The sequence below is a fragment of the Burkholderia sp. KBS0801 genome, from assembly GCF_005937855.2.
GTDB classification, from domain to species: domain Bacteria; phylum Pseudomonadota; class Gammaproteobacteria; order Burkholderiales; family Burkholderiaceae; genus Burkholderia; species Burkholderia ambifaria.
This window is the reverse complement of record NZ_CP042177.1, coordinates 244,056-264,135: the sequence shown is the minus strand read 5'-3', so window position 1 is coordinate 264,135 and position 20,080 is coordinate 244,056. Positions and strand designations below refer to the sequence as shown.

Sequence of the window (20,080 nt, the reverse complement as noted above, 5' to 3'; positions counted from 1 at the left end):
GCGCGTCGGCTCAGCGGCCCGCGCGGCGCAGCGCGACTTCGCCGAGCACCGCGAAGTCCTGTTCGCCGCCGCCGTGCGCAAGCGCATCGAGCAGGCTGTCGCGCACGACGCTCGCCACCGGCAGCGGCACCGACACCGCGTCGCCGGCCTGCAGCGCGAGGCGCACGTCCTTCAGCCCGAGGCGCGCCTTGAAACGCGCGGGTTCGTAGCTGCGCTCGGCGATCATCCCGCCGTAGCCTTCGTAGACCGGCCCCGGAAACACGCTGTTCGTGATCACGTCGAGGAAATCGCGCATCGCGACGCCGTGCGCGCCGAGCAGCGCGGACGCCTCGCCGAGCGTCTCGATCGCCGACGCGAGCGTGAAGTTCGCCGCGATCTTCGCGACGTTCGCATGCTGCGGCAGCGAGCCGAACCGCCAGGTCTTCTGGCCGATCGCGTCGAACAGCGGCTGCACGCGGTCGATCGCCTCGGCCGGGCCGCCGGCCATGATCGTCAGGCGCGCGGCGGCCGCGACGTCCGGGCGCCCCATCACGGGCGCGGCGACGTACTGGAGGCCGCGCGACGCGTGGGCATGCGCGAGCGATTCGGCGAGCGCGACCGACACCGTCGCCATGTTCACGTGGATCAGGCCGCGCGGCGCCTCGGCGAGCAGCGCGTCGTCGAATACTTCGCGCGCGGCTGCATCGTCGGCGAGCATCGAGAACACGGCATCGCCGCGAAACGCATCGGCCGGCGTATCGACGATCTGCGCACCCAACGCGGCGAGCGGCTCGGCACGCTCGCGCGACCGGTTCCAGACCCGCACGGCGTGCCCGGCCTTCAGCAGGTTCGTCGCGATCGCCTGCCCCATTTCGCCCAGTCCGATAAATCCAAGATCCATTTCCCGCTCCTTCGACCCGTGAAGCGGGGAGTTAAACACAGATGGCGGCGGCCTGCAGCCCCCCGCGAGCGGCCGCGCGCGGTGCGATACTGCGCGCATGGCGACCGCGACCTTCCGCTTCCACGGCGAACTGAACGCGTTTCTCGCACGCGCGCAGCGCGAGTGCGCGTTCGCGCACGCGTTTGCGCGCGATGCGACGGTCAAGCACGCGGTCGAGGCGCTCGGCGTCCCGCATACGGAAATCGGCCGGCTCTGCGTGAACGGCGCGTCGGCCGCGCTCGACCGGCCGCTGGCCGACGGCGACCGGGTCGACATCCATCCGGAACGCGCGCGGCCGGCCACCGAATCGCCGGTGCAGCAGCAGCCGGAGCGCTGGCGCTTCGTCGCCGACGCGCATCTCGGCGGCCTCGCGCAGTTGCTGCGCCTCGCCGGCTTCGACACCTGCTACGACAACCACTACCGCGACGACGAACTCGTCGCGCTCGCCGCGCGCGAAGGCCGGATCGTGCTGACGCGCGACCGCGAGCTGCTGAAGCGCCGCGCGGTCGTACGCGGCTGCTACCTGCACGCGCAGCAGCCGGACGCGCAGTTGCACGAGCTGTTCGCGCGGCTCGACCTCGCGCCGCACATGCGGCCGTTCCGGCTGTGCCTGCGCTGCAATGCGCCGCTGCACGCGCTCGATGCGGCGGACGCCGCGCCGCGCGTGCCGGCCGGCGTCCGCCAGCGGCACCGGCGCTTTGCCGCGTGCGACGTGTGCCGGCGCGTGTTCTGGGAAGGGTCGCACTGGCGGCGCATGCGCGCGGTGGTCGACACGATGCGCGCGCTGTCGCCCGGGGCGGCGGACGCGGCGGACGCGGCGAGCACGGCCGACGCGCCAGACGCGGCAGACGCCTGAAAAAAAACCCCGCAGGCCGGAGCATGCGGGGTTTCTCGACGGGCGGCCGGCATAGCCGGCGCCGACGAAGCGGGCTTAGTTTGCCGCGCCCTTGTCGTTCGTGCCGGCTGCCGAAGCGGCGGCGGCCTTCGCCTTGCCCTTTGCCGAACCGTGCTGCTTCAGTGCGTGCTTCGGCTTGCTGTGATCCTTCTTCATCGGCGCCGACGCGGGAGCCATCGCGTCGCCCACCGGCGCCGATGCCGTCTCCTGTGCGAATGCCGAAACCGATGCGAGAGCGAGTGCTGCGGTCATGATCGAAGCGAGCGTCTTCTTCATTGTTCTTCCTTTAGCGGAGAAAAAAGTCAAACGTACCGGTAAGAGATGCGAGGCATCCGCATCGGAACATCAGCTGCGCCCGCGCCGGATTGGCGGTCGCCGCCGGGCGGGTCGGCTCTCGCCTCTTCGCCTCGGCAAATACTGACGCACTCGGTCCATAACGCACCGGCCGCACCGCGAGTTGACACGTTGCCCGCAACCCTCGGGTTTCCCCCGACGCACGGGCTTGCGGGCCGCCCCACGCGCCGCCGCGACCTGCGTCAATCGTCCGACAAACCGGCTCTCGCGCCCGCCGCGGCGACGCTATACTGGCGTCCTTCCGTCCCAACCGGAGCGCGGCCGGTCACGCTACCGCCGCCGTCGCGAGGCGCCCAAATTGCCCGACCACAATCTGGACAAACTGAAAATCGACCGGCGTCCGATCGCGCCCGCGCCCCGCCGGCGCCGGTGGGTCCGCTATGCGGTCGCCGCCGTGCTCGTGATCATCGCGATCGCAGCCGCGCTCGCGCTCACCGGCCGCCCGACGGTCGACACGACCTCCGTCACGTCCGCGTATCCATACCAGAACGACACCCAGCTCAATGCGACCGGCTACGTCGTGCCGCAGCGCAAGGCCGCGGTCGCGTCGAAGGGCCAGGGGCGCGTCGAATGGCTCGGCGTGCTCGAAGGCACGCGCGTGAAGAAGGGCGAGATCATCGCGCGGCTCGAAAGCCGCGACGTGGAAGCCTCGCTGGCTCAGGCCCGCGCGCAGGTGCTGGTGTCCCGCGCGAACCTCGGCGTCGCGCAGGCGGAACTGAAGGACGCGCAGATCGCGCTGCGCCGCACCGCCGTGCTCGCCCCGAAGGGCGCGGTGCCGGCCGCCCAGCTCGACACCGACACGGCCCGCGCGAACAAGGCGCGCGCGACGCTCGGCAGCGATCAGGCCGCGATCGCGTCCGCCGAAGCGAACGCGCAAGCCGCGCAGGTCGCGGTCGACCAGACGGTGATCCGCGCACCGTTCGACGGAATCGTGCTCGCGAAGCACGCGAACGTCGGCGACAACATCACGCCGTTCTCGTCGGCGTCGGACAGCAAGGGCGCCGTCGTGACGATCGCCGACATGGACACGCTCGAGGTCGAGGCGGACGTCGCGGAATCGAACATCGCGAAGATCCGCGCGGAGCAGCCCTGCGAGATCCAGCTCGACGCGCTGCCCGACATGCGCTTCGCGGGCCGCGTGTCGCGCATCGTGCCGACGGTCGACCGCTCGAAGGCGACGGTGCTCGTGAAGGTGCGCTTCGTCGACCGCGACGAGCGCGTGCTGCCCGACATGAGCGCGAAGATCGCGTTCCTGTCGAAGCCGGCGTCGGCGCAGGACCGGCAGCCGGTGACGGCCGTGCAGGCGAGCGCCGTGGTGGAGCGCGACGGCCGGCCGGTCGTGTTCGTCGTGAAGGACGACACCGTGCACGCAACGGCGGTGACGACCGGCACGCGGATCGGCGAACTCGTCGCGATCCGCGGCGTGAAGCCCGGCGACACGGTCGTGCTCGCGCCGGGCGCGAAGCTGAAGGACGGCGCGAAAGTGACCGTCGCGAAGAAGTAGCGTGGCGCGCGTGAACGACGCCTCGCCTCCCCTCGTCGAGATCAGCCACGTCGCGAAGTCGTACCGGCGCGGCAACCAGGTCGTGCCGGTGCTGACCGACATCACGCTCGACATCGGCGAAGGCGACTTCGTCGCCCTGATGGGGCCGTCGGGTTCCGGCAAGAGCACGCTGCTCAATCTCGTCGCCGGCATCGACCGGCCCGACAGCGGCGAGCTGCGCGTGGGCGGCCTCGACATCTCGCGGCTCGAGGAGGCGCAGCTGGCCGAATGGCGCGCGGCGAACGTCGGCTTCATCTTTCAGTTCTACAACCTGATGCCCGTGCTCACCGCATTCGAGAACGTCGAGCTGCCGCTGATGCTCACGCACCTGTCGCGCCGCGAACGGCGCGAGCGCGTCGAGCTGGTGCTCGACATGGTGAACCTCGGCGACCGGACCAGTCATTACCCGTCCGAGCTGTCGGGCGGCCAGCAGCAGCGCGTCGCGATCGCGCGCGCGCTGATCACCGATCCGGTGCTGATCGTCGCCGACGAGCCGACCGGCGACCTCGACCGCGCGTCGGCCAGCGACGTGCTCTCGATGCTGCAGCGGATGAACGCCGAGCTCGGCAAGACGATCATCATGGTGACCCACGATGCGCACGCGGCCGGCGCCGCGCAGTCGCTCGTGCATCTGGAAAAAGGGGAGCTAACCGATGGGCACGCCGTCTGACCGGCTGGAGCGCGCGCGATGTACGTGCTGAAGCTGATCGCGCGCAATGCGCTGCGGCACCGGCTGCGCACGCTCCTGACCGTGCTCGGGCTGACCATCGCGGTGCTGGCGTTCGGGCTGCTGCACACCGTGGTCGACGCGTGGTACGCGGGCGCGGCCGCCGCGTCGAGCGGCCGGCTCGTCACGCGCAACGCGATCTCGCTCGTGTTCCCGCTGCCGGTCAGCTACGAGAACCGGATCCGCGGCGTCGACGGCGTGACGGCCGTGGTTCGCTCGAACTGGTTCGGCGGCGTGTACCGCGACCCGAAGAACTTCTTCGCGAGCTTCGCGGTGTCGGAAAACTATCTCGACCTGTATCCGGAATTCCTCCTGCCCGCGCAGCAGCGCGCCGATTACGACCGCGACCGCCGCGGCTGCCTGGTCGGGCGCCAGCTCGCGACGCAGTTCGGCTTCAAGGTCGGCGACATGATCCCGCTGAAGGGCACGATCTATCCGGGCACGTGGGACTTCGTCGTGCGCGGCATTCTCGACGGCCGCGACGACTCGACGATCACGCGCCAGCTGGTGTTCCACTGGGACTACCTGAACGAGACGGTGCGCAAGCGCACGCCGAAGCAGGCCGATCAGGTCGGCGTGTTCGTGCTCGGCGTCGCGAATCCGGACGACGGCGCCGCGATCGCGCGCAACGTCGACGCCGTATTCAAGAACTCGCTCGCCGAAACGCTGACCGAGACCGAGCAGGCGTTCCAGCTCGGCTTCGTCGCGATGTCGAACCAGATCATCGCGGCGATCCGCGTGGTGTCGTACGTGGTGATCCTGATCATCATGGCCGTGATGGCGAACGCGATGGCGATGAGCGCGCGCGAACGGACCGCCGAATACGCGACGCTGAAGGCGCTCGGCTTCGGCCCCGGTTTTCTCGCGCTGATCGTGTTCGGCGAATCGGTGGTGATCGCGGTGGCCGGCGGCGGGCTCGGGATACTCGCGACGCCGCCGGCCGCGAGCCTCTTCAAGCAGGCCGCGGGCGGCATCTTCCCGGTGTTCAGGGTATCGACCGAGACGATGGCGCTGCAGGCCGCATGCTCGGTCGCGGTCGGCATCGCGGCCGCGCTCGTGCCGGCGTGGCAGGCCGCGCGCGTGCGCGTGGTCGAAGGCCTGCGGGCGATCGGCTAGGCGCGCTCATGGCAATTCCGTTGACCTACATCGCGCGCAACCTGTGGACCCGGCGGCTCACCACCGCGCTCACCGCGGGCGGGATGGCGCTCGTGATCTTCGTGTTCGCGACGGTGCAGATGCTCGATGCGGGGCTCACGAAGACACTCGTGTCGACCGGCGAACCCGACAACGCCGTGGTGATCCGCAAGGGCGCCGAAACCGAGATCCAGAGTTCGATCGACCACCAGCAGGCCAACGCGCTCGAGATGCATCCGGCCGTCGCGCTCGGTCCCGACGGCCGGCCGCGGGTGTCGAAGGAAGCCGTCGTGCTGATCTCGCTCGTGAAGACGTCGAGCGGCAAGCCGTCGAACGTCGTGATCCGCGGCGTGTCGCCGGCCGGCCTCGCGCTGCGGCCGCACGTGAAGCTCGTGGCCGGCCGCACGTTCACGCCGGGTTCGTCGGAGATCGTCGTCGGCAGCGCGATCGCGAAAGGCTTCAGCGGCACGCAGCTCGGCGACAGCCTGCATTTCGCGCAGCGCGACTGGACCGTGGTCGGCGTGTTCGACGCCGGCGGCAGCGGCTTCGATTCGGAGATCTGGGGCGACGTCGACCAGCTGATGCAGTCGTTCCGGCGCACGAGCTACTCGTCGATGGTGCTGCGCATTCCCAGCGCCGACGGCTTCGCGCGCTTCAAGGCCGACATCGACGTCGACCCGCGGCTGACCGACGAGGCAAAGCGCGAACAGACTTTCTACGGCGACCAGTCGAAGGCGCTGTCGAGGTTCATCAACATCCTCGGCATCACGCTGTCGACGATCTTCTCGATCGCCGCGATGATCGGCGCGATGATCACGATGTACGCATCGGTCGCGAACCGCACCGCCGAGATCGGCACGCTGCGCGCGCTCGGCTTCAAGCGCATGAACGTGCTCGCCGCGTTCCTGCTGGAAGCGCTGCTGCTCGGCTTCGTCGGCGGGGTCGCCGGGCTCGCGTGCGCGTCGCTGATGGAATTCGCGTCGTTCTCGACGACCAACTTCCAGACCTTCTCCGACCTGTCGTTCCGTTTCGTGCTGACGCCCGCGATCGTCGTGAAGACGCTGCTGTTCTCGCTGGTGATGGGCCTCGTCGGCGGATTCCTGCCGGCCATGCGCGCCGCGCGGCTGAACATCGTCGACGCGCTGCGCGCGCGGTGATGTGCGCGGCCGCTTACGCCAGGCGCTCGCGCGGCACCCATGCGCCGTGGAAGCCGGCGGGCACGCGATGTCAACAGTCTTCGGTCGACGGCGGCAGATCGCCGCGCGCCAGCGCGAGCGCATGGTCGCGCACGTCGTCCGGCCAGCCGGCGATCAGCTCGGCCAGTCGCGCGAGGTCGTTCGCATACAGCGCACGCGCGGCTTCCTCGAAACCCGGCAGGTCGCCCGCGATCGCTGACATGAAGTGATACGCACGCGCTTGCGCGTCGCGACGCCGGTCGGCCGCCGCATGCGTGCGCCGCGCGTCCTCGACCAGCTTGCGCAGCGCGACCGACGCGCCGCCCGGCTGCGTAGCAAGCCAGTCCCAGTGACGCGGCAGCAACGTGACTTCGCGCGACACGACGCCGAGCTTCGGGCGGCCGCGGCCGCGTGGTTCGCCCTCGCCGGTCGGCTCGCCGGCGGGTGCGGACGCATCGGCTGGCGCCGCCGCGTATCGCGCGCGGATCTCGTCCGCCGTGCCGCGCAGGTCGAGGTCGATCGCTCGGCCGGTCGCGTCGTTGAAAATCAGGATCGTGCCGGGCGTTGCGTCGCCGGCAGCCTGCCGGACCGCAAGCGCGACCGTCGCGAGCGGGCCCGACACGAGCCGCCGGTGGCCGTCGAAGGCCGTGTACGAAGGAAGGAGCGTGGAGAGTGTCATCGTGGTCGCCCGCAGGCTGGAATCAGAATGACGCCATTTTTATCCGGGTATAAATTGAATGTCAATATTATCCGGGTAAAAAAGATAGCTCGACGCGCGACCAATCGATTCAATTCCTGAATCGATCAAGTCAGCAATTGGCATGAAAGCGCAATATTCGCCATGACAGAATGACCCGGACGCCCCGACTGCCGGGGGCATCGACATCCGGTCTCCGGCCGGCAATACCACCACGAAAAAACGCGCGCACCCGACGCGCCGCCGCACGACGGCACCTTCCGCCCTTCGGAGGAGACAGTCATGAATCCGCTTCACGCATTGCCGGCATCCGTGTCGGCAACGGCCCGGCGCACCCGCGTGCGCTGGCTCGTGCTGACCGTGCTGTTCGCGGTCACGACGATCAACTATGCGGATCGCGCGGCGATCGCGATCGCCGGCCCGGCGCTCGCCCGCGCGATGCACCTGAGCCACGTGCAGATGGGCTTCATCTTCTCGGCGTTCGGCTGGTCGTACGTGATCGCGCAACTGCCGGGCGGCTGGCTGCTCGATCGCTTCGGGTCGCGCATCGTCTATGCGTTCAGCATCTTCTTCTGGTCGCTGTTCACGCTGCTGCAGGGCGGCATCGGCTTCTTCAGCGGTGCGGCCGCGTTCGCGCTGCTGTTCGGGTTGCGCTTCCTGGTCGGCGCGGCCGAGGCGCCGTCGTTCCCGGCCAACAGCCGGATCGTGTCCACCTGGTTCCCGGCCGCGGAACGCGGCACCGCATCGGCGATCTTCAACGCCGCGCAGTACGCGGCGACCGTCGTGTTCGCGCCGCTGATGGGCTGGCTCGTGCATGCGTTCGGCTGGCAGTCGGTGTTCGCGGTGATGGGCGTGCTCGGCTTCGCGTTCGTGCTGGTGTGGAACCGCACGATGTACGACCCGAAGGCGCACCCGCGCGTCAACGATGCGGAGCTCGACTACCTCGCCGAAGGCGGTGCGCTCGTCAACATCGACCAGGCGACCGGCGCGCGCGACGGCGGCCCGTCGATGCGTCACGTGAAGGCGCTGCTCAGGAACCGGATGCTCGTCGGCGTGTACGTCGCGCAGTACTGCATCAACGCGCTCACCTACTTCTTCATCACGTGGTTTCCCGTCTATCTCGTGCAGGCGCGCGGGATGTCGATCCTCAACGCGGGCCTGGTCGCGTCGATCCCGGCCGTGTGCGGGTTTCTCGGCGGGATTCTCGGCGGCATCGTGTCCGACGGGCTGCTCAAGCAGGGCCGGTCGCTGTCGGTCGCGCGCAAGGTGCCGATCGTGATCGGCATGCTGCTGTCGATGTCGATGATCGTCTGCAACTACACCGACTCGCACGTGCTCGTCGTGCTGTTCATGGCGCTGTCGTTCTTCGGCAAGGGCCTCGGCGCGCTCGGCTGGGCCGTCAACGCCGACACCGCGCCGCGCCAGATCGCCGGCCTGAGCGGCGCGCTGCTCAATACCTGCGGCAATCTTTCCAGCATCACGACGCCGATCGCGATCGGCTATATCGTCGACCGCAGCGGCTCGTTCAACGGCGCGCTGGTGTATGTCGTCGCGCACGCGCTCGTCGCCGTGATCTGCTATTTGTTCGTCGTCGGCGAAATTCGACGCGTCGAGCTGAACTGAACTGAACGGCGCGGGCTGCGCCGGCGCGTCCGGCGGCCCGTGCATCACCGGAACCAGGAGCGAACCGATGTCCGAATCCCGCCGTGCCGGCACGCCGCGCGTCACGCGCATGCAGGTGATCCCCGTCGCCGGCCGCGACAGCATGCTGCTGAACCTGTGCGGCGCGCACGCGCCGTATTTCACGCGCAACCTCGTGATTCTCGACGACAGCAGCGGCCATACGGGCGTCGGCGAAGTGCCCGGCGGCGAAGGCATCCGTCAAGCGCTTGAACGGATGACCGACCTCGTCGTCGGCCAGTCGATCGGGCGTTACCAGGCGACGCTCAACGCGGTGCGCGCGGCGCTGTCCGGCGCGGCGGCGGGCGCCGGACGCACGATCCGGCACGAAGTGACGTCGGCCGGCGAGGCGGCCGTGCTGCGCCAGCCGCACGAGATCAACCTGCGGCTCGACAACGTGATCACCGCGATCGAGGCCGCGCTGCTGGACCTGCTCGGCCAGCATCTCGACGTGCCGGTCGCCGCGTTGCTCGGCGAAGGCCAGCAGCGCGACGCGGTGCCGATGCTCGCGTACCTGTTCTACATCGGCGAGCGGCGCCGCACCGACCTGCCGTATCGCGACGAAACGCATGCAACCGATCCGTGGTTCCGCCTGCGCAACGAAGCCGCGCTCACGCCGGCCGCGATCGCGCGGCAGGCCGAGGCCGCGGTCGAACGCTACGGCTTCGCCGATTTCAAGCTGAAGGGCGGCGTGATGGCCGGCGCGGACGAGATGGAAGCGATCGCGGCGATCAAGACGCGCTTTCCCGACGCCCGCGCGACGCTCGACCCGAACGGTGCGTGGTCGCTCGACGAAGCGGTCGCGCTGTGCCGCGGACAAGGCCACCTGCTCGCGTATGCCGAGGACCCATGCGGGCCGGAAGCCGGCTACTCGGGCCGCGAGGTGATGGCCGAATTCCGGCGGGCGACCGGCATCCCGACCGCGACCAACATGATCGCGACCGACTGGCGGCAGATGGATCACGCGGTGCGACTGCAGGCGGTCGACATCCCGCTCGCCGACCCGCACTTCTGGACGATGCAGGGTTCGGTGCGGCTCGCGCAGCTGTGCCGCGACTGGGGGCTCACATGGGGTTCCCACTCGAACAATCACTTCGACGTGTCGCTCGCGATGTTCACCCATGCGGCCGCGGCGGCGCCCGGCACGATCACCGCGATCGACACGCACTGGATCTGGCAGGAAGGCGACGCGCGGCTCACGCGCGAACCGCTCGCGATCGTCGGCGGCCAGGTGGCCGTGCCGGAGCGGCCGGGGCTGGGGATCGAGCTCGACATGGCGCAGGTCGAGGCCGCGCATGCGCTGTATCGGGAGGTGGGCGGCACGACGCGCGATGATGCGATGGCGATGCGGTATCTGGTGCCAGGGTGGACGTATGATCCGAAGCGGCCGAGTTTCGGGCGCGGATGACGGCGGCTGCAGCCGGCCTCATCCGCAAACCGCGCAAACCGCGCGAGCCGGTCGCCGGCTCGGCGGCACATTCACCACGCATTGCATTGCGCTGCGCTTCGCGCCGAACTCATCCACGTTATCGGTATTCATCGATTTCGAGCACGGCCCCGATCGATTCAATGAGCTTGCGCGTGGCCTCCGACACATACGGCACACGATTACCCGTCTCATTGTCCCAGTAGCAGAAGAATCGCATGCGCGCGCCAGCCCGTTCGACGCGCTCACGGAGATCGTCGCGGGGCAACGAGAGGCGGTCGATCAGGTACCGAAGATGCGGCTCCAATCGATCGCTATGAACAGCAGGCTTGCTTTCCAACGCCCAAAGGTTGAGCTTTCCGGGCCGGGAACCGAGGCGTCCCGACGGTAGCAGATAGGGCTTTCCTCGCGTGATCGTTCGACTGGGGAAGACGCCGAAAAAGGCGGTCCACGTGTCCGGGTGCACGTCCTCCGACGAAATGATGAACGTCGCGTATGCGAGGATGTTTTCAGAAGGCGCCGGAGAGTCAGGGTGCATAGTCGTGAATGTTGTCCAGAATTACGCCTTTGAACTCGACCTCTCCGCTGTCGTGAAAGATGAGATTGTCGGCTGGTCCCAAGCCGTTTGCCGGCTTCAGCACATGCAGCATCTGCCCGAACGTCTTGCGATCGTACCCGAGCATCTTTGCCGCAAAGTTCGGGTTGTTGGTCGAGGCGGCCAATGATTCGACGCCATCGCTCGCTGCCCTACCAACGTAATCGAACGGACGCGCATCCCCGAGCAAAGTATCGTCACGTTGCGCAAACTCGGCTGTACGCCCTTCAGCGACAACGCCTTCCAGATAATCGATCAACGAGTCGGCAGATACGTCGCTCCACGTTGCCCAGTCCGGAAGCGGCTTGTCTACCGGCAATGCGGCCATCGACGGCACGCTTGCGCATCGAAGGGGCCGTGAAAACGGCCGCGTCGACGGTTGATCGGCAACACCGCCAATACTTGGCACCGCACGGTCGATGGATACCGACACTCATCCGTCCTCGATCGCTGATTTCAGCGCAGCAACCGGATCTCCTTTGAATAGACCAAGCTGCAATTCCCGAAGAAAGCCGGCAGCGCCTGTCGTCAGCCCCGTGTACTTCGGCCAATGGAGCATCAATTCCAAGACAGCGGAGCGGTGTTCAAGCGACTGTCGTGATCCACCGTCGGTGGACAGCGTCGCTCGCCTGCCGAACCCCATATCGATCGTCACCGAGGCCATGCCGCACTACTCCGCCATTATCATCCGGTGAATTGGGCAATGCGGAGCAGTTTCCGGTCAACCGGTGACGGAGGACTCCGCCAGCAGAATACGACTCGTGTCCGTTGAAAATTGCAGAGCTGTCAGGTGAGGAGATGCCGATAAGGGTGTAACGGAGCCCCCGATCAAATTGCGCCCAACCGTTACGGTTCGGTACGCCTCAGATAGGCATCCTGGATGCTATGCGTCTTCAGCGCGCGGCGAGTCGGAAGCGGCCGAGTTTCGGGCGTCGCCAATAGGCCCGCGTTCGCGTCGGCGGCCACGCGTCCTCCCCCCGGCGGCCCGCACTATCGGCTCCGCACACCCGGCAGCGCGGCCGCACTCCGCACTCCGCGCGACGCTGCGCGCGATCCGGTCCGCATGCGCCAGCCCCGGATCGAGCCCCGGGTCGTAGATCGTGAAGTCGATCCCCGCAACGCACCCGGACGCGACGAGCGGCCCGAGCAACGCATCGAGCCCATCGAAGTCCAGCCCCGGCGAGCCGGGCGAATCCACGGCAGGAAGTTGCGACTGATCGAGCACGTCGAGATCGACGTGCAGCCACACCCGCCGAAGCGCGCGCCTGTGCAGCCAGTCGACGAGTTCGCCAGCGACCGCGGCAGGCCCGCGCGCGAGCAACTGCTGGATCGTCGTTTGTGTGATCGCCGTTCGAACGATATCGCCGTAGGCAGCCTCGAACTCGGCGGTTTCGGCGTCGCGCTCGCCGACCTGGCATGCGTCGCGATCGTCGACGAGCGGGCCGTCCAGGTCCGGCCAGCACGTCAGCAGCGGCTCGCCCCGGCCGGTCGCCAGCGCGAGATCCATCCCGGCCGCGGAGCCGAGCCGCGTCGCCGTGTCGTAATTGCCCGGATGGAAGAAGTCGCTGTGCCCGTCGACGTGGACGAGCCCGCGCCCCCCTGCGTGCCGGTTGCCCAGCAGGCACCCGAGCAGGATGCTGCAGTCGCCGCCGAGCACGATCGGAAAGGCGCCCCGTGCGAGCGCACCGGCGACGTGCGCGGCAAGTTCGAGCGAGAACGCGCGGATCGACACGCCGTTACGGATGCGGGTGCCGGGTTGCGGCTCGAACACATAGGCAGGATGCGCAAGCCACGCAACGCGCGCGCCCAGAAGGGCGGCGAGCCCGGTGGCGAGCAGCGCGCCTGGGCCGCGCCACGTGTCGGGCTCGCGGCCGGCGCCGTTCGGCTTCAGGCCGAGGCTGCTCGGCGCGGCGATGAGTTCGATCGGCCGAACGACGCCGGTTGACGAGTGTTCGGCCTGCAGGTCGGATGAAGCGGTCGGCTCCGTCATGACTTCTCCTCGCGCAATCGCGGTCGTCGTGCGTGATAACCTGTAAAAATGCCATCAAAGGTTAGCATCGATTTAACCCATGTCAAAGACTTCACCGGTTATGGAAGCGCATACGTTCGTGGCGCGCGATTTCATCGGCGGTCACGCCGTCCTCGACTTCGTCAATACGGTGACCGGCCGCGACGACACGCCGCGTGACTGGCTGCCCGATTACGACGCGTATCTGGCGTGGCTGGCGTCGGCGAACTTTCTCCCCGCGCTCGACCTGAAGCGGCTCGCGGCCTGCGCGGCCGCCGCCCCTGCGGCGGCCGACCGCGCGCTGCGCGATGCCAAGCGCCTTCGTGAAGCGTTGTTCGGGATCTTCGATGCGCTCGCACACCGCGCATCGCCGGCCGCAGCGGATCTCGCCACGCTGGAGCACGCGTGGCGGCGGGCGGTGAGCAGGCAGCGGCTGGTCGCGACGGCCGGACGAGTGGCATTCGGCTACGCGCCGGATACGCGCGTCGACGCGGACCTGCACCTGCCCGCCGAGCGGATTGCGCTCGACGCCGTGAAGCTTCTCGAAGCGATGCCGGACGGCCGGCTCCGGATGTGCGCGGGGCCGAATTGCGCGTGGTTGTTCATCGATGGGTCGAAGACGGGGCGTCGCAAGTGGTGCGACATGGCAACCTGTGGAAACGTCGCGAAGGCGCGACGGCACTACCACGCGACGAGGCAGGGGCTGGCGGGGCCGGCGCACGATCGCGACGCGGCCGAATAGGAACGGGCCGGTCGAAAGGGATACGAGGCGCCTGCGCTACGCGGGGGATGCTGGAAAACAAAAAGGGCTCGGTCTTGCGACCGAGCCCTTCGGATTTTCGTTGGTGGAGCGGAGGAGGATCGAACTCCCGACCTTCGCATTGCGAACGCGACGCTCTCCCAGCTGAGCTACCGCCCCGACAGACAACCATCATACACATGCATTTCCGCGCTTGGCAATAGGGCTTGCCTCACCCCCGACGCGTCACTTCGACGGCGCGCCGGCCAGCACCCAATCGACCACGGAACGCAGATCCGCGTCGCTCATGCGCGGGTGCGCCGGCATCGGAATCGCGCCCCAGACGCCGGAGCCGCCGTCCTTCACCTTCTTCGACAGCTTCACAACGGCCTGCGGATCGGACTTGTAGCGGGCGGCGATATCCTTGAACGACGGGCCGACGAGCTTGCGGTCCACCGCGTGGCAGCCCATGCACGCATTGCTGCGCGCGACCTTCAGGCCATCGCCGACGTCCGCGTGCGCGGTGCCGAGCGCACCGGCCGCGAGCGCCGCGGCCGCGGCGCCCTGCACGAACCATTGCCTGATTCTGATTTGCGTCGACTTCATTGCGGCGTTGCCTTCGGGTTGCCCGGATGCACGCTCGACGAATTCGAGATCGGCGCGGGCGGTTGCAGCGGAGCGGACTGCACCGATGCATCGGGCACCGCACCGACCGTCGTTGCATCCGCGGGCGCGGCGGCGGCCTGCGCGCCGGACGCAGTGCTCGGCGACGCAGCCTGCAACGCCTGCGCGTCTTGCGGCTTGATGTACTGGAACACCTTCACGACCTTCTCGACGCCCGGCACCTGGCTCGCCGCATCCGCGCCGCGATTGCCTTCGTCGACCGTCACGAGACCCAGCAGGTAGATGTTGCCGCGCTCGCTGACGACCTTGTAGTAGTTCGCCGAGAGCCCCTTCGTCGCGATCAGCTCGGACTTCACGCGCCCTTCGAGGTACGAGTCGTTCGCGCGCGACGACAGCGACGATGCCGGCTCGACCGACAGCTCGTTGACGATCGCGCTCACGTTGTTGATGCCGCGCACGATTTCCTCGGCGCGCTGCTTCGATGCGTCGTTCGGCACTTCACCCGTCAGCAGCACGCGGCGGTTGAACACCGTGACGTTTACGTGCGACTGGTCCGGCAGCCCGTTGTTGATTTGCGTGAGCGACTTGACCTGGATCTCGCGATCCTCGGTCTGCGCGCCGAGCGTACGGCGATCGGTCGCGATCAGCGCGCCGCCGCCGGCCGCCGCACCCAGCACGCCGAGCACGCAGCCCTGCAGCGACATCGCGAGGCCCGCCGTCAGCGCGGCGAGCAACGTGGTTCTGACGAGCGTCTGTTTGACGCGGCTTTGATTCATCGACGGCTCTCCTTCGTTCAATCCTCACCCAGCAGCATCGCGTCGATGCCGTCGCACAGGCAGTGGATGGTCAGCAGATGGACTTCGTGGACGTGCGCCGCACGCGAGGCGGGCACGCTGATTGGAATATCGGTATCGGACAGCGCAGCCGCGACGGCGTGGCCGTCGCCGCCCGTCAGCGCGACGACGGTCATCTCACGCTCGTGCGCCTCGTCGATCGCGGCCAGCACGCGCGGCGACGCGCCGCTCGCGTCGAGCACCAGCAGGATGTCGCCGGTCTGCCCGAGCACGCGCACCTGCTGCGCGAACAGCTGATCGGCAGCGGCTGCCCCGGTGAGGCCGCCCTGCGACGCATCGGTGGCCAGCGCGATCGCCGGCAGGCCCGGACGCTCGCGCTCGAAGCCGCCGACGAGCGACACGGCGAGGTAGTGCGCGGCGGCGGCCGACAGGCCGTCACCGCATGCAACGATCTTGTTGCCGTTCGCCAGCGCGGCGAACATCGCGTCGACCGCGGCTGCGATCGGCAGCGACAGCGCATCGGCCGCTTCGGCGTGAAGCGCGGCGCTGTCGCGAAAATGTTGCTGAATACGTTCGACTGACATCGATTCCTGGTGAACTGGGCGCGTGGCACGCAGCACGCAACGTCATGGGTGCGGCGAGTTTACCGCACTCCGGCACCGTCTCCAGCGGTATGGCAAGAACTCTTTACATCTCGTCACAGCTCGCGGCTACACATCGTCGGCACGAAATGCGTCACGCAGCCACTCGAGCCGGCCGGCCTCGAACGCGACGACGTCGAACCGGCACGCGGCGCCCTTGCCGTGCCGCACCCAGAAATGGAGCGCGGCCGCGATCAGACGCCGCCGCTTGCGCCAGCCGACGCTCTCGGCCGCGCCGCCGTGCCGAGTGCTGCGCCGCGCGCGTACCTCGACGAACACGAGCGTGCCATCGGGCGCGCGCATCACGAGATCGAGCTCGCCGCCGCGCATCGTCACGTTGGCCGCGACGAACGCGAGACCGCGGCGTTCGAGGAACTGCCGCGCGCGCTGCTCGAACGTCGCGCCGACCGATCTGGATCCCGCCGCGCCGGAAAAGTTGCCGCCGCCGCGCGGCAAACCGCGCCCGCTGGCCGGCGCGGCCGGCGCCGCGTGGCACAATGCCGTCCTTGTTCCGCTTGCGCCGCGATTGCGCGCATTGCCTGCCATGACTCCCCTCCTCGAACTCGCGCAAACGCAGCACTACCCGGACGCCGCGCTCTACGTGGTCGCGACGCCGATCGGCAACACCGCCGACATCACGCTGCGCGCGCTGCACGTGCTCGGCCTCGCCGACCGCATCGCGGCCGAAGACACCCGCAACACGGGCCAGCTGCTGGCCCGCTACGGGATCTCGAAACCGCTCGTCGCCGTGCACGAGCACAACGAACGCGAAGCGGCGCTGCGCGTGATCGAACTGCTGCGCGCCGGCGAACGCGTCGCGTACGTGTCGGACGCCGGCACGCCCGGCATTTCGGACCCGGGCGCGCGGCTCGTCGACGCCGTGCGCGCGGCCGGCTTCCCGGTGATTCCGCTGCCGGGCGCGAGCGCGGCCGTGACCGCGCTGAGCGTGGCGGGCGACTGGGCCGGCGCGTTCACGTTCGCGGGCTTCCTGCCGCCGAAGGCGAAGCAGCGCGCGAACGCGCTGCAGGCGCTCGCGCGGCACCCGTACGCGCTGGTGTTCTACGAAGCGCCGCACCGGATCGCCGACACCGTCGCCGCCCTCGCCGACGCGTTCGGCCCCGCGCGCCGGCTGCTGATCGCGCGCGAGCTCACCAAGCTACACGAGCAGCTGTTCCAGGGCACCCTGGCCGAAGGACAGAGCTGGCTCGACGGCGATGCGAACCGGCAGCGCGGCGAGTTCGTGCTGGTCGTCGAAGGCGCGCCGGCCGACAGCGGCGAAGCCGACGACACCGCACACGACGCGCTGCTCAAGCTGCTGCTGGAAGAAGTGCCGGTGAAGAGCGCGGCGAAGCTCGCGGCCGCGCTGACGGGCGCGTCGCGCAACACGCTGTATGCGCGCGCGCTCGCGCTGAAAGAAGGCTCGAAGGAAAACTGACGAGCGAGCGCTGGCGGCCCTTGCCGCCATGCCCGCGAAAACGCAAAAGGGCTGCCCGAAGGCAGCCCTTTTTGCATCAGCGAACGAACCGCCGCGTTACTTCGACGATAGCGACGCGAGCATTTCGTCGCGTGCCTCGCGCGCTTCCTGCGGCGACAGCCCTTCGATCTTCACGCGACCCGTGCCGGAGTGCACGAGGCCGATCATCCTGGCAGCCGCATACGACAGGTCGAGCACGCGGCCGCGCTTGTACGGCCCGCGATCGTTGACCTTCACGACGACCCACTTGCCGGTCGACGCGTTCGTCACCTTGATGTACGAGGACAGCGGCAGCGTGCGGTGCGCGGCGGTCAGCGCGTTCATGTTGAAGCGCTCGCCGTTCGCGGTGCGCCGGCCGTGGAAATCGCGGCCATACCACGATGCCCGGCCCGTCTGGCGGAAGTCGGACACGTCCTTGCCGTCGATCGGCTCGGCGTCCGCCAGCGACGACTTCTTCGCGTCCTTGCTGTCGGCAGCCGGCATCGATGCCAGCGCGGAATCGAAACTCAGTTGCTGCTTGTCGTCGTCCGCCTTGGCGGCCGCGGCCGTCTTGCTGACCGCGCTCTTCTGGTTGATGCTGCTGGTCGTCTGGCTGGATGGCACCGCACAGCCCGTCAGCGCGAAAAATAATGCAATGGTCCCGAATCGAGTCGGAAAACGTAAGTTCATCGACGTGTCGCCTTGTGGTTCGGGCCGCACCGATACAACGCTGCTCAACAACGCGGATACGCGGCCCGGACGGCAAATGCGGGCACGCCCCGCTCGGATGCGAGCAGGCGGCTAGCATGGGCGCGGCTTTCGTCTGTGCCGCAACCGTCCTGATTAGTTTTCACGTCTGGCGCAACCTGTCCCCGGCAGCCTGACCAGACCCCACATGCCGCCATCGAACATGGCTTTCACGTTCGCGCGCGTCGCGTACAGCCAACGCACAGGAACGGCGGCACAGGCCTCATCCGGCGGCGCGGCAGCAAGGCCGCAGACGGGCGCGCAGCACCCGGCCGGACAAGACGTGAGCACCGAATGCTCGGTGCTGGATACACCGCCGGACTCCCCGGCGGTCGATGCTTGACGGTGAATTCGACGCCCTCATTTAACGGGGCCGAAACACCAGCGAATTGCGTGAAATTCACGCGCAATGGGCGGCATTATACATAAATCAAAAGGTCATCTCGAAAAGGCCCCCGCCCGGACCATTGATTCTCTCTATGGCGGCAACAATCGGGATGCTCCGGGATTGCCCGCACGCGCGCGTCCGACGCTGCACCGCAGGAGCGGCGGGCCGCGCGCGCGACCGGTACAATCGCTCCTTTTAGCCGCCGGTGCTTCCATGAAAGTCACGCTCATTCCGGTCACGCCGTTCCAGCAGAACTGCTCGCTGGTCGTCTGCGAAAAGACCGGCCGCGCCGCCGTCGTCGATCCGGGCGGCGATCTCGAACGGATCGAAGAGGAGATCGCGCGGCAGAACGTGCAGCTCGAGAAGGTGCTGCTCACGCACGGCCACATCGATCACTGCGGTGGCGCCAAGGCGCTCGCGACGCACTACGGCGTGCCGATCGTCGGGCCGCAGGAAGACGAGCGCTTCTGGATCGAGCAACTGCCGATGCAGAGCCAGCGCTTCGGCTTCCCGGCCGCCGAGACGTTCGAGCCGGACCACTGGCTAAACGACGGCGACACCGTGCAGGTCGGCGACGAGACGCTCGAGGTCTATCACTGCCCGGGCCACACGCCCGGCCACGTCGTGTTCTTCAGCCGCGCGCATCGCGTCGCGATCGTCGGCGACGTGCTGTTCGCCGGCTCGATCGGCCGCACCGATTTCCCGCGCGGCAACCATGCGGACCTCGTGCGCTCGATCAAGGAGAAGCTGTGGCCGCTCGGCGACGACGTCACGTTCGTGCCGGGCCACGGCCCGCTGTCGACCTTCGGCGACGAGCGCCGCACGAATCCGTTCGTGTCCGACAAGGTGTTCGGATGAACCAGACCGCCATTCCCGAAATCTACGTCAGCACCGACGTCGAGGCCGACGGCCCGATTCCCGGCCCGCATTCGATGCTGAGCTTCGCGTCGGCCGCCTATACCGAGGACAAGCAGCTGATCGCGACGTTCTCCGCGAACCTCGAGACGCTGCCCGGCGCCCACGCCCACCCGGTGCAGGAAGCGTGGTGGAAGACCGAACCGCAAGCGTGGGCCGCGTGCCGGCGCGACCTGCAGGCGCCCGAGGCCGCGCTCGTCGCGTACGTCGAGTGGGTCGAGGCGCTGCCGGGCAAGCCGGTGTTCGTCGCGATGCCGGCCGGCTTCGATTTCACGTTCATGTTCTGGTACATGATGCGCTTCACCGGGCGCTGCCCGTTCTCGTGGTCGGCGCTCGACATCAAGACGCTCGCGTTCGCGATGACGGGCCTGCCGTACCGCAAGGCGATCAAGCCGCGCTTTCCGAAGCACTGGTTCGACGATCATCCGCACACGCACGTCGCGCTCGACGACGCGATCGAGCAAGGCACGCTGTTCTGCAACATGCTCGCCGACCTGCGCCGTCAGCAGGCGGCGCTCGCGGGCCTCGCGGTATCCGATACCGATCGGTTGGAACAGGCGGGGGCGGGACAAAACCCCACGGATCCGCGCGCAAATTAGAGAATCTCGCTCACCGGCACGCCGCCA

The 20,080-nt window shown here is 68.4% G+C and carries 23 protein-coding genes and 1 tRNA gene; 11 read left to right on the top strand and 13 right to left on the bottom strand.

Translation table 11 applies throughout. From position 1 onward, the window contains the following. Nucleotides 1–10: 10 nt before the first annotated feature. Complete coding sequence (locus FFI87_RS01215; protein ID WP_138848377.1) at nucleotides 11–880, bottom strand: NAD(P)-dependent oxidoreductase; 870 nt, start codon at nucleotides 878–880, stop codon at nucleotides 11–13. Nucleotides 881–977: 97 nt separating this feature from the next. On the opposite strand from FFI87_RS01215, the gene FFI87_RS01210 reads away from it, so the two are divergent. Continuing rightward, nucleotides 978–1,775, top strand: a complete 798-nt coding sequence (locus FFI87_RS01210) for a Mut7-C RNAse domain-containing protein (RefSeq protein ID WP_138848378.1) — start codon at nucleotides 978–980, stop codon at nucleotides 1,773–1,775. 75 nt (nucleotides 1,776–1,850) lie between these two features. On the opposite strand, the gene FFI87_RS01205 is transcribed toward FFI87_RS01210, so the two are convergent. Next, the gene (locus tag FFI87_RS01205) at nucleotides 1,851–2,090 is read right to left on the bottom strand and encodes a hypothetical protein (RefSeq protein WP_138848379.1); all 240 of its coding nucleotides are present in this window, start codon (nucleotides 2,088–2,090) and stop codon (nucleotides 1,851–1,853) included. A 376-nt stretch (nucleotides 2,091–2,466) separates the two neighbouring features. Between FFI87_RS01205 and FFI87_RS01200 the strand changes: the two genes are divergently transcribed. From FFI87_RS01200 to FFI87_RS01185, 4 genes are read left to right on the top strand one after another with little or no spacing between them, the layout of a single operon-like run. Continuing rightward, a complete protein-coding gene (locus FFI87_RS01200; protein WP_012362862.1) occupies nucleotides 2,467–3,672 on the top strand; it encodes an efflux RND transporter periplasmic adaptor subunit in 1,206 nt (401 codons plus the stop codon). 10 nt (nucleotides 3,673–3,682) lie between these two features. After that, nucleotides 3,683–4,381, top strand: a complete 699-nt coding sequence (locus tag FFI87_RS01195) for an ABC transporter ATP-binding protein (RefSeq protein ID WP_012362861.1) — start codon at nucleotides 3,683–3,685, stop codon at nucleotides 4,379–4,381. 18 nt (nucleotides 4,382–4,399) lie between these two features. Beyond that, entirely contained in the window at nucleotides 4,400–5,554 is a 1,155-nt protein-coding gene (locus FFI87_RS01190) for an ABC transporter permease (RefSeq protein WP_138848380.1), read from the top strand. Between the two features lie 8 nt (nucleotides 5,555–5,562). Then, the gene (locus tag FFI87_RS01185) at nucleotides 5,563–6,729 is read left to right on the top strand and encodes an ABC transporter permease (RefSeq protein ID WP_138848381.1); all 1,167 of its coding nucleotides are present in this window, start codon (nucleotides 5,563–5,565) and stop codon (nucleotides 6,727–6,729) included. Between the two features lie 70 nt (nucleotides 6,730–6,799). Here FFI87_RS01185 and FFI87_RS01180 read toward each other — a convergent pair whose 3' ends face one another. Beyond that, nucleotides 6,800–7,426: a DUF2239 family protein gene (locus FFI87_RS01180; RefSeq protein ID WP_138848382.1), complete on the bottom strand. Its 627-nt coding sequence runs from the start codon at nucleotides 7,424–7,426 to the stop codon at nucleotides 6,800–6,802. Nucleotides 7,427–7,726: 300 nt separating this feature from the next. Here FFI87_RS01180 and FFI87_RS01175 point away from each other — a divergent pair, with 300 nt between their 5' ends. Beyond that, on the top strand, nucleotides 7,727–9,067 hold the full coding sequence (locus FFI87_RS01175; protein WP_138848383.1) for an MFS transporter: 1,341 nt from the start codon (nucleotides 7,727–7,729) through the stop codon (nucleotides 9,065–9,067). A gap of 67 nt (nucleotides 9,068–9,134) precedes the next feature. Continuing rightward, nucleotides 9,135–10,532 carry an enolase C-terminal domain-like protein gene (locus tag FFI87_RS01170; protein ID WP_012362855.1) on the top strand — a complete coding sequence of 466 codons (1,398 nt, stop codon included), beginning with the start codon at nucleotides 9,135–9,137 and terminating at the stop codon, nucleotides 10,530–10,532. 118 nt (nucleotides 10,533–10,650) lie between these two features. Here FFI87_RS01170 and FFI87_RS01165 read toward each other — a convergent pair whose 3' ends face one another. The 4 genes from FFI87_RS01165 to FFI87_RS01155 form a co-directional block, all read right to left on the bottom strand. Further along, nucleotides 10,651–11,088, bottom strand: a complete 438-nt coding sequence (locus FFI87_RS01165; RefSeq protein WP_138848384.1) for a DUF4279 domain-containing protein — start codon at nucleotides 11,086–11,088, stop codon at nucleotides 10,651–10,653. Beyond that, on the bottom strand, nucleotides 11,078–11,578 hold the full coding sequence (locus FFI87_RS01160) for a hypothetical protein (RefSeq protein WP_261378469.1): 501 nt from the start codon (nucleotides 11,576–11,578) through the stop codon (nucleotides 11,078–11,080). The genes FFI87_RS01165 and FFI87_RS01160 overlap by 11 nt, the downstream gene beginning before the upstream one ends. Further along, nucleotides 11,579–11,809 (bottom strand): hypothetical protein, encoded by a 231-nt coding sequence (locus tag FFI87_RS34745; protein WP_261378468.1) that lies wholly within the window; start codon nucleotides 11,807–11,809, stop codon nucleotides 11,579–11,581. Nucleotides 11,810–12,028: 219 nt separating this feature from the next. Further along, a complete protein-coding gene (locus tag FFI87_RS01155) occupies nucleotides 12,029–13,135 on the bottom strand; it encodes an arginase family protein (RefSeq protein WP_261378466.1) in 1,107 nt (368 codons plus the stop codon). 79 nt (nucleotides 13,136–13,214) lie between these two features. On the opposite strand from FFI87_RS01155, the gene FFI87_RS01150 reads away from it, so the two are divergent. After that, nucleotides 13,215–13,895: a CGNR zinc finger domain-containing protein gene (locus FFI87_RS01150; RefSeq protein WP_244102055.1), complete on the top strand. Its 681-nt coding sequence runs from the start codon at nucleotides 13,215–13,217 to the stop codon at nucleotides 13,893–13,895. Between the two features lie 101 nt (nucleotides 13,896–13,996). Here FFI87_RS01150 and FFI87_RS01145 read toward each other — a convergent pair. The 5 genes from FFI87_RS01145 to FFI87_RS01125 form a co-directional block, all read right to left on the bottom strand. After that, nucleotides 13,997–14,072 (bottom strand) — tRNA-Ala (locus tag FFI87_RS01145). Nucleotides 14,073–14,138: 66 nt separating this feature from the next. Continuing rightward, on the bottom strand, nucleotides 14,139–14,498 hold the full coding sequence (locus FFI87_RS01140) for a c-type cytochrome (RefSeq protein ID WP_138848385.1): 360 nt from the start codon (nucleotides 14,496–14,498) through the stop codon (nucleotides 14,139–14,141). Then, entirely contained in the window at nucleotides 14,495–15,292 is a 798-nt protein-coding gene (locus FFI87_RS01135; protein WP_138848386.1) for a BON domain-containing protein, read from the bottom strand. Before FFI87_RS01135 ends, FFI87_RS01140 begins: the two co-directional genes overlap by 4 nt. Nucleotides 15,293–15,309: 17 nt before the next feature. After that, nucleotides 15,310–15,894: an SIS domain-containing protein gene (locus FFI87_RS01130; protein WP_105832030.1), complete on the bottom strand. Its 585-nt coding sequence runs from the start codon at nucleotides 15,892–15,894 to the stop codon at nucleotides 15,310–15,312. 126 nt (nucleotides 15,895–16,020) lie between these two features. Further along, complete coding sequence (locus tag FFI87_RS01125) at nucleotides 16,021–16,449, bottom strand: YraN family protein (RefSeq protein WP_138848518.1); 429 nt, start codon at nucleotides 16,447–16,449, stop codon at nucleotides 16,021–16,023. Nucleotides 16,450–16,495: 46 nt separating this feature from the next. Here FFI87_RS01125 and rsmI point away from each other — a divergent pair, with 46 nt between their 5' ends. After that, nucleotides 16,496–17,386 carry a 16S rRNA (cytidine(1402)-2'-O)-methyltransferase gene (gene rsmI, locus FFI87_RS01120; RefSeq protein WP_138848387.1) on the top strand — a complete coding sequence of 297 codons (891 nt, stop codon included), beginning with the start codon at nucleotides 16,496–16,498 and terminating at the stop codon, nucleotides 17,384–17,386. A gap of 96 nt (nucleotides 17,387–17,482) precedes the next feature. Here the strand turns inward: rsmI and FFI87_RS01115 are convergent, their stop codons facing one another. Next, nucleotides 17,483–18,094 carry a septal ring lytic transglycosylase RlpA family protein gene (locus FFI87_RS01115; protein WP_012362845.1) on the bottom strand — a complete coding sequence of 204 codons (612 nt, stop codon included), beginning with the start codon at nucleotides 18,092–18,094 and terminating at the stop codon, nucleotides 17,483–17,485. Between the two features lie 658 nt (nucleotides 18,095–18,752). Between FFI87_RS01115 and FFI87_RS01105 the strand changes: the two genes are divergently transcribed. Both FFI87_RS01105 and FFI87_RS01100 read left to right on the top strand, forming a co-directional pair. Next, a complete protein-coding gene (locus FFI87_RS01105) occupies nucleotides 18,753–19,397 on the top strand; it encodes an MBL fold metallo-hydrolase (RefSeq protein ID WP_138848389.1) in 645 nt (214 codons plus the stop codon). Further along, nucleotides 19,394–20,053, top strand: a complete 660-nt coding sequence (locus FFI87_RS01100; protein ID WP_138848390.1) for an exonuclease — start codon at nucleotides 19,394–19,396, stop codon at nucleotides 20,051–20,053. The genes FFI87_RS01105 and FFI87_RS01100 overlap by 4 nt, the downstream gene beginning before the upstream one ends. The last annotated feature ends 27 nt before the right edge of the window (nucleotides 20,054–20,080 follow it).

What these genes read in the sequence shown, in the direction of transcription:
- FFI87_RS01155 (WP_261378466.1), bottom strand. Translation starts at nt 13,135, where the DNA reads ATGACGGAGCCGACCGCTTCATCCGACCTGCAGGCCGAACACTCGTCA.
- FFI87_RS01210 (WP_138848378.1), top strand. Translation starts at nt 978, where the DNA reads ATGGCGACCGCGACCTTCCGCTTCCACGGCGAACTGAACGCGTTTCTC.
- FFI87_RS34745 (WP_261378468.1), bottom strand. Translation starts at nt 11,809, where the DNA reads ATGGCCTCGGTGACGATCGATATGGGGTTCGGCAGGCGAGCGACGCTG.
- FFI87_RS01115 (WP_012362845.1), bottom strand. Translation starts at nt 18,094, where the DNA reads ATGAACTTACGTTTTCCGACTCGATTCGGGACCATTGCATTATTTTTC.
- FFI87_RS01170 (WP_012362855.1), top strand. Translation starts at nt 9,135, where the DNA reads ATGTCCGAATCCCGCCGTGCCGGCACGCCGCGCGTCACGCGCATGCAG.
- FFI87_RS01215 (WP_138848377.1), bottom strand. Translation starts at nt 880, where the DNA reads ATGGATCTTGGATTTATCGGACTGGGCGAAATGGGGCAGGCGATCGCG.
- FFI87_RS01190 (WP_138848380.1), top strand. Translation starts at nt 4,400, where the DNA reads ATGTACGTGCTGAAGCTGATCGCGCGCAATGCGCTGCGGCACCGGCTG.
- FFI87_RS01185 (WP_138848381.1), top strand. Translation starts at nt 5,563, where the DNA reads ATGGCAATTCCGTTGACCTACATCGCGCGCAACCTGTGGACCCGGCGG.
- FFI87_RS01140 (WP_138848385.1), bottom strand. Translation starts at nt 14,498, where the DNA reads ATGAAGTCGACGCAAATCAGAATCAGGCAATGGTTCGTGCAGGGCGCC.
- FFI87_RS01205 (WP_138848379.1), bottom strand. Translation starts at nt 2,090, where the DNA reads ATGAAGAAGACGCTCGCTTCGATCATGACCGCAGCACTCGCTCTCGCA.
- FFI87_RS01165 (WP_138848384.1), bottom strand. Translation starts at nt 11,088, where the DNA reads ATGCACCCTGACTCTCCGGCGCCTTCTGAAAACATCCTCGCATACGCG.
- FFI87_RS01100 (WP_138848390.1), top strand. Translation starts at nt 19,394, where the DNA reads ATGAACCAGACCGCCATTCCCGAAATCTACGTCAGCACCGACGTCGAG.
- FFI87_RS01175 (WP_138848383.1), top strand. Translation starts at nt 7,727, where the DNA reads ATGAATCCGCTTCACGCATTGCCGGCATCCGTGTCGGCAACGGCCCGG.
- FFI87_RS01150 (WP_244102055.1), top strand. Translation starts at nt 13,215, where the DNA reads ATGTCAAAGACTTCACCGGTTATGGAAGCGCATACGTTCGTGGCGCGC.
- FFI87_RS01105 (WP_138848389.1), top strand. Translation starts at nt 18,753, where the DNA reads ATGAAAGTCACGCTCATTCCGGTCACGCCGTTCCAGCAGAACTGCTCG.
- FFI87_RS01180 (WP_138848382.1), bottom strand. Translation starts at nt 7,426, where the DNA reads ATGACACTCTCCACGCTCCTTCCTTCGTACACGGCCTTCGACGGCCAC.
- FFI87_RS01135 (WP_138848386.1), bottom strand. Translation starts at nt 15,292, where the DNA reads ATGAATCAAAGCCGCGTCAAACAGACGCTCGTCAGAACCACGTTGCTC.
- rsmI (WP_138848387.1), top strand. Translation starts at nt 16,496, where the DNA reads ATGACTCCCCTCCTCGAACTCGCGCAAACGCAGCACTACCCGGACGCC.
- FFI87_RS01130 (WP_105832030.1), bottom strand. Translation starts at nt 15,894, where the DNA reads ATGTCAGTCGAACGTATTCAGCAACATTTTCGCGACAGCGCCGCGCTT.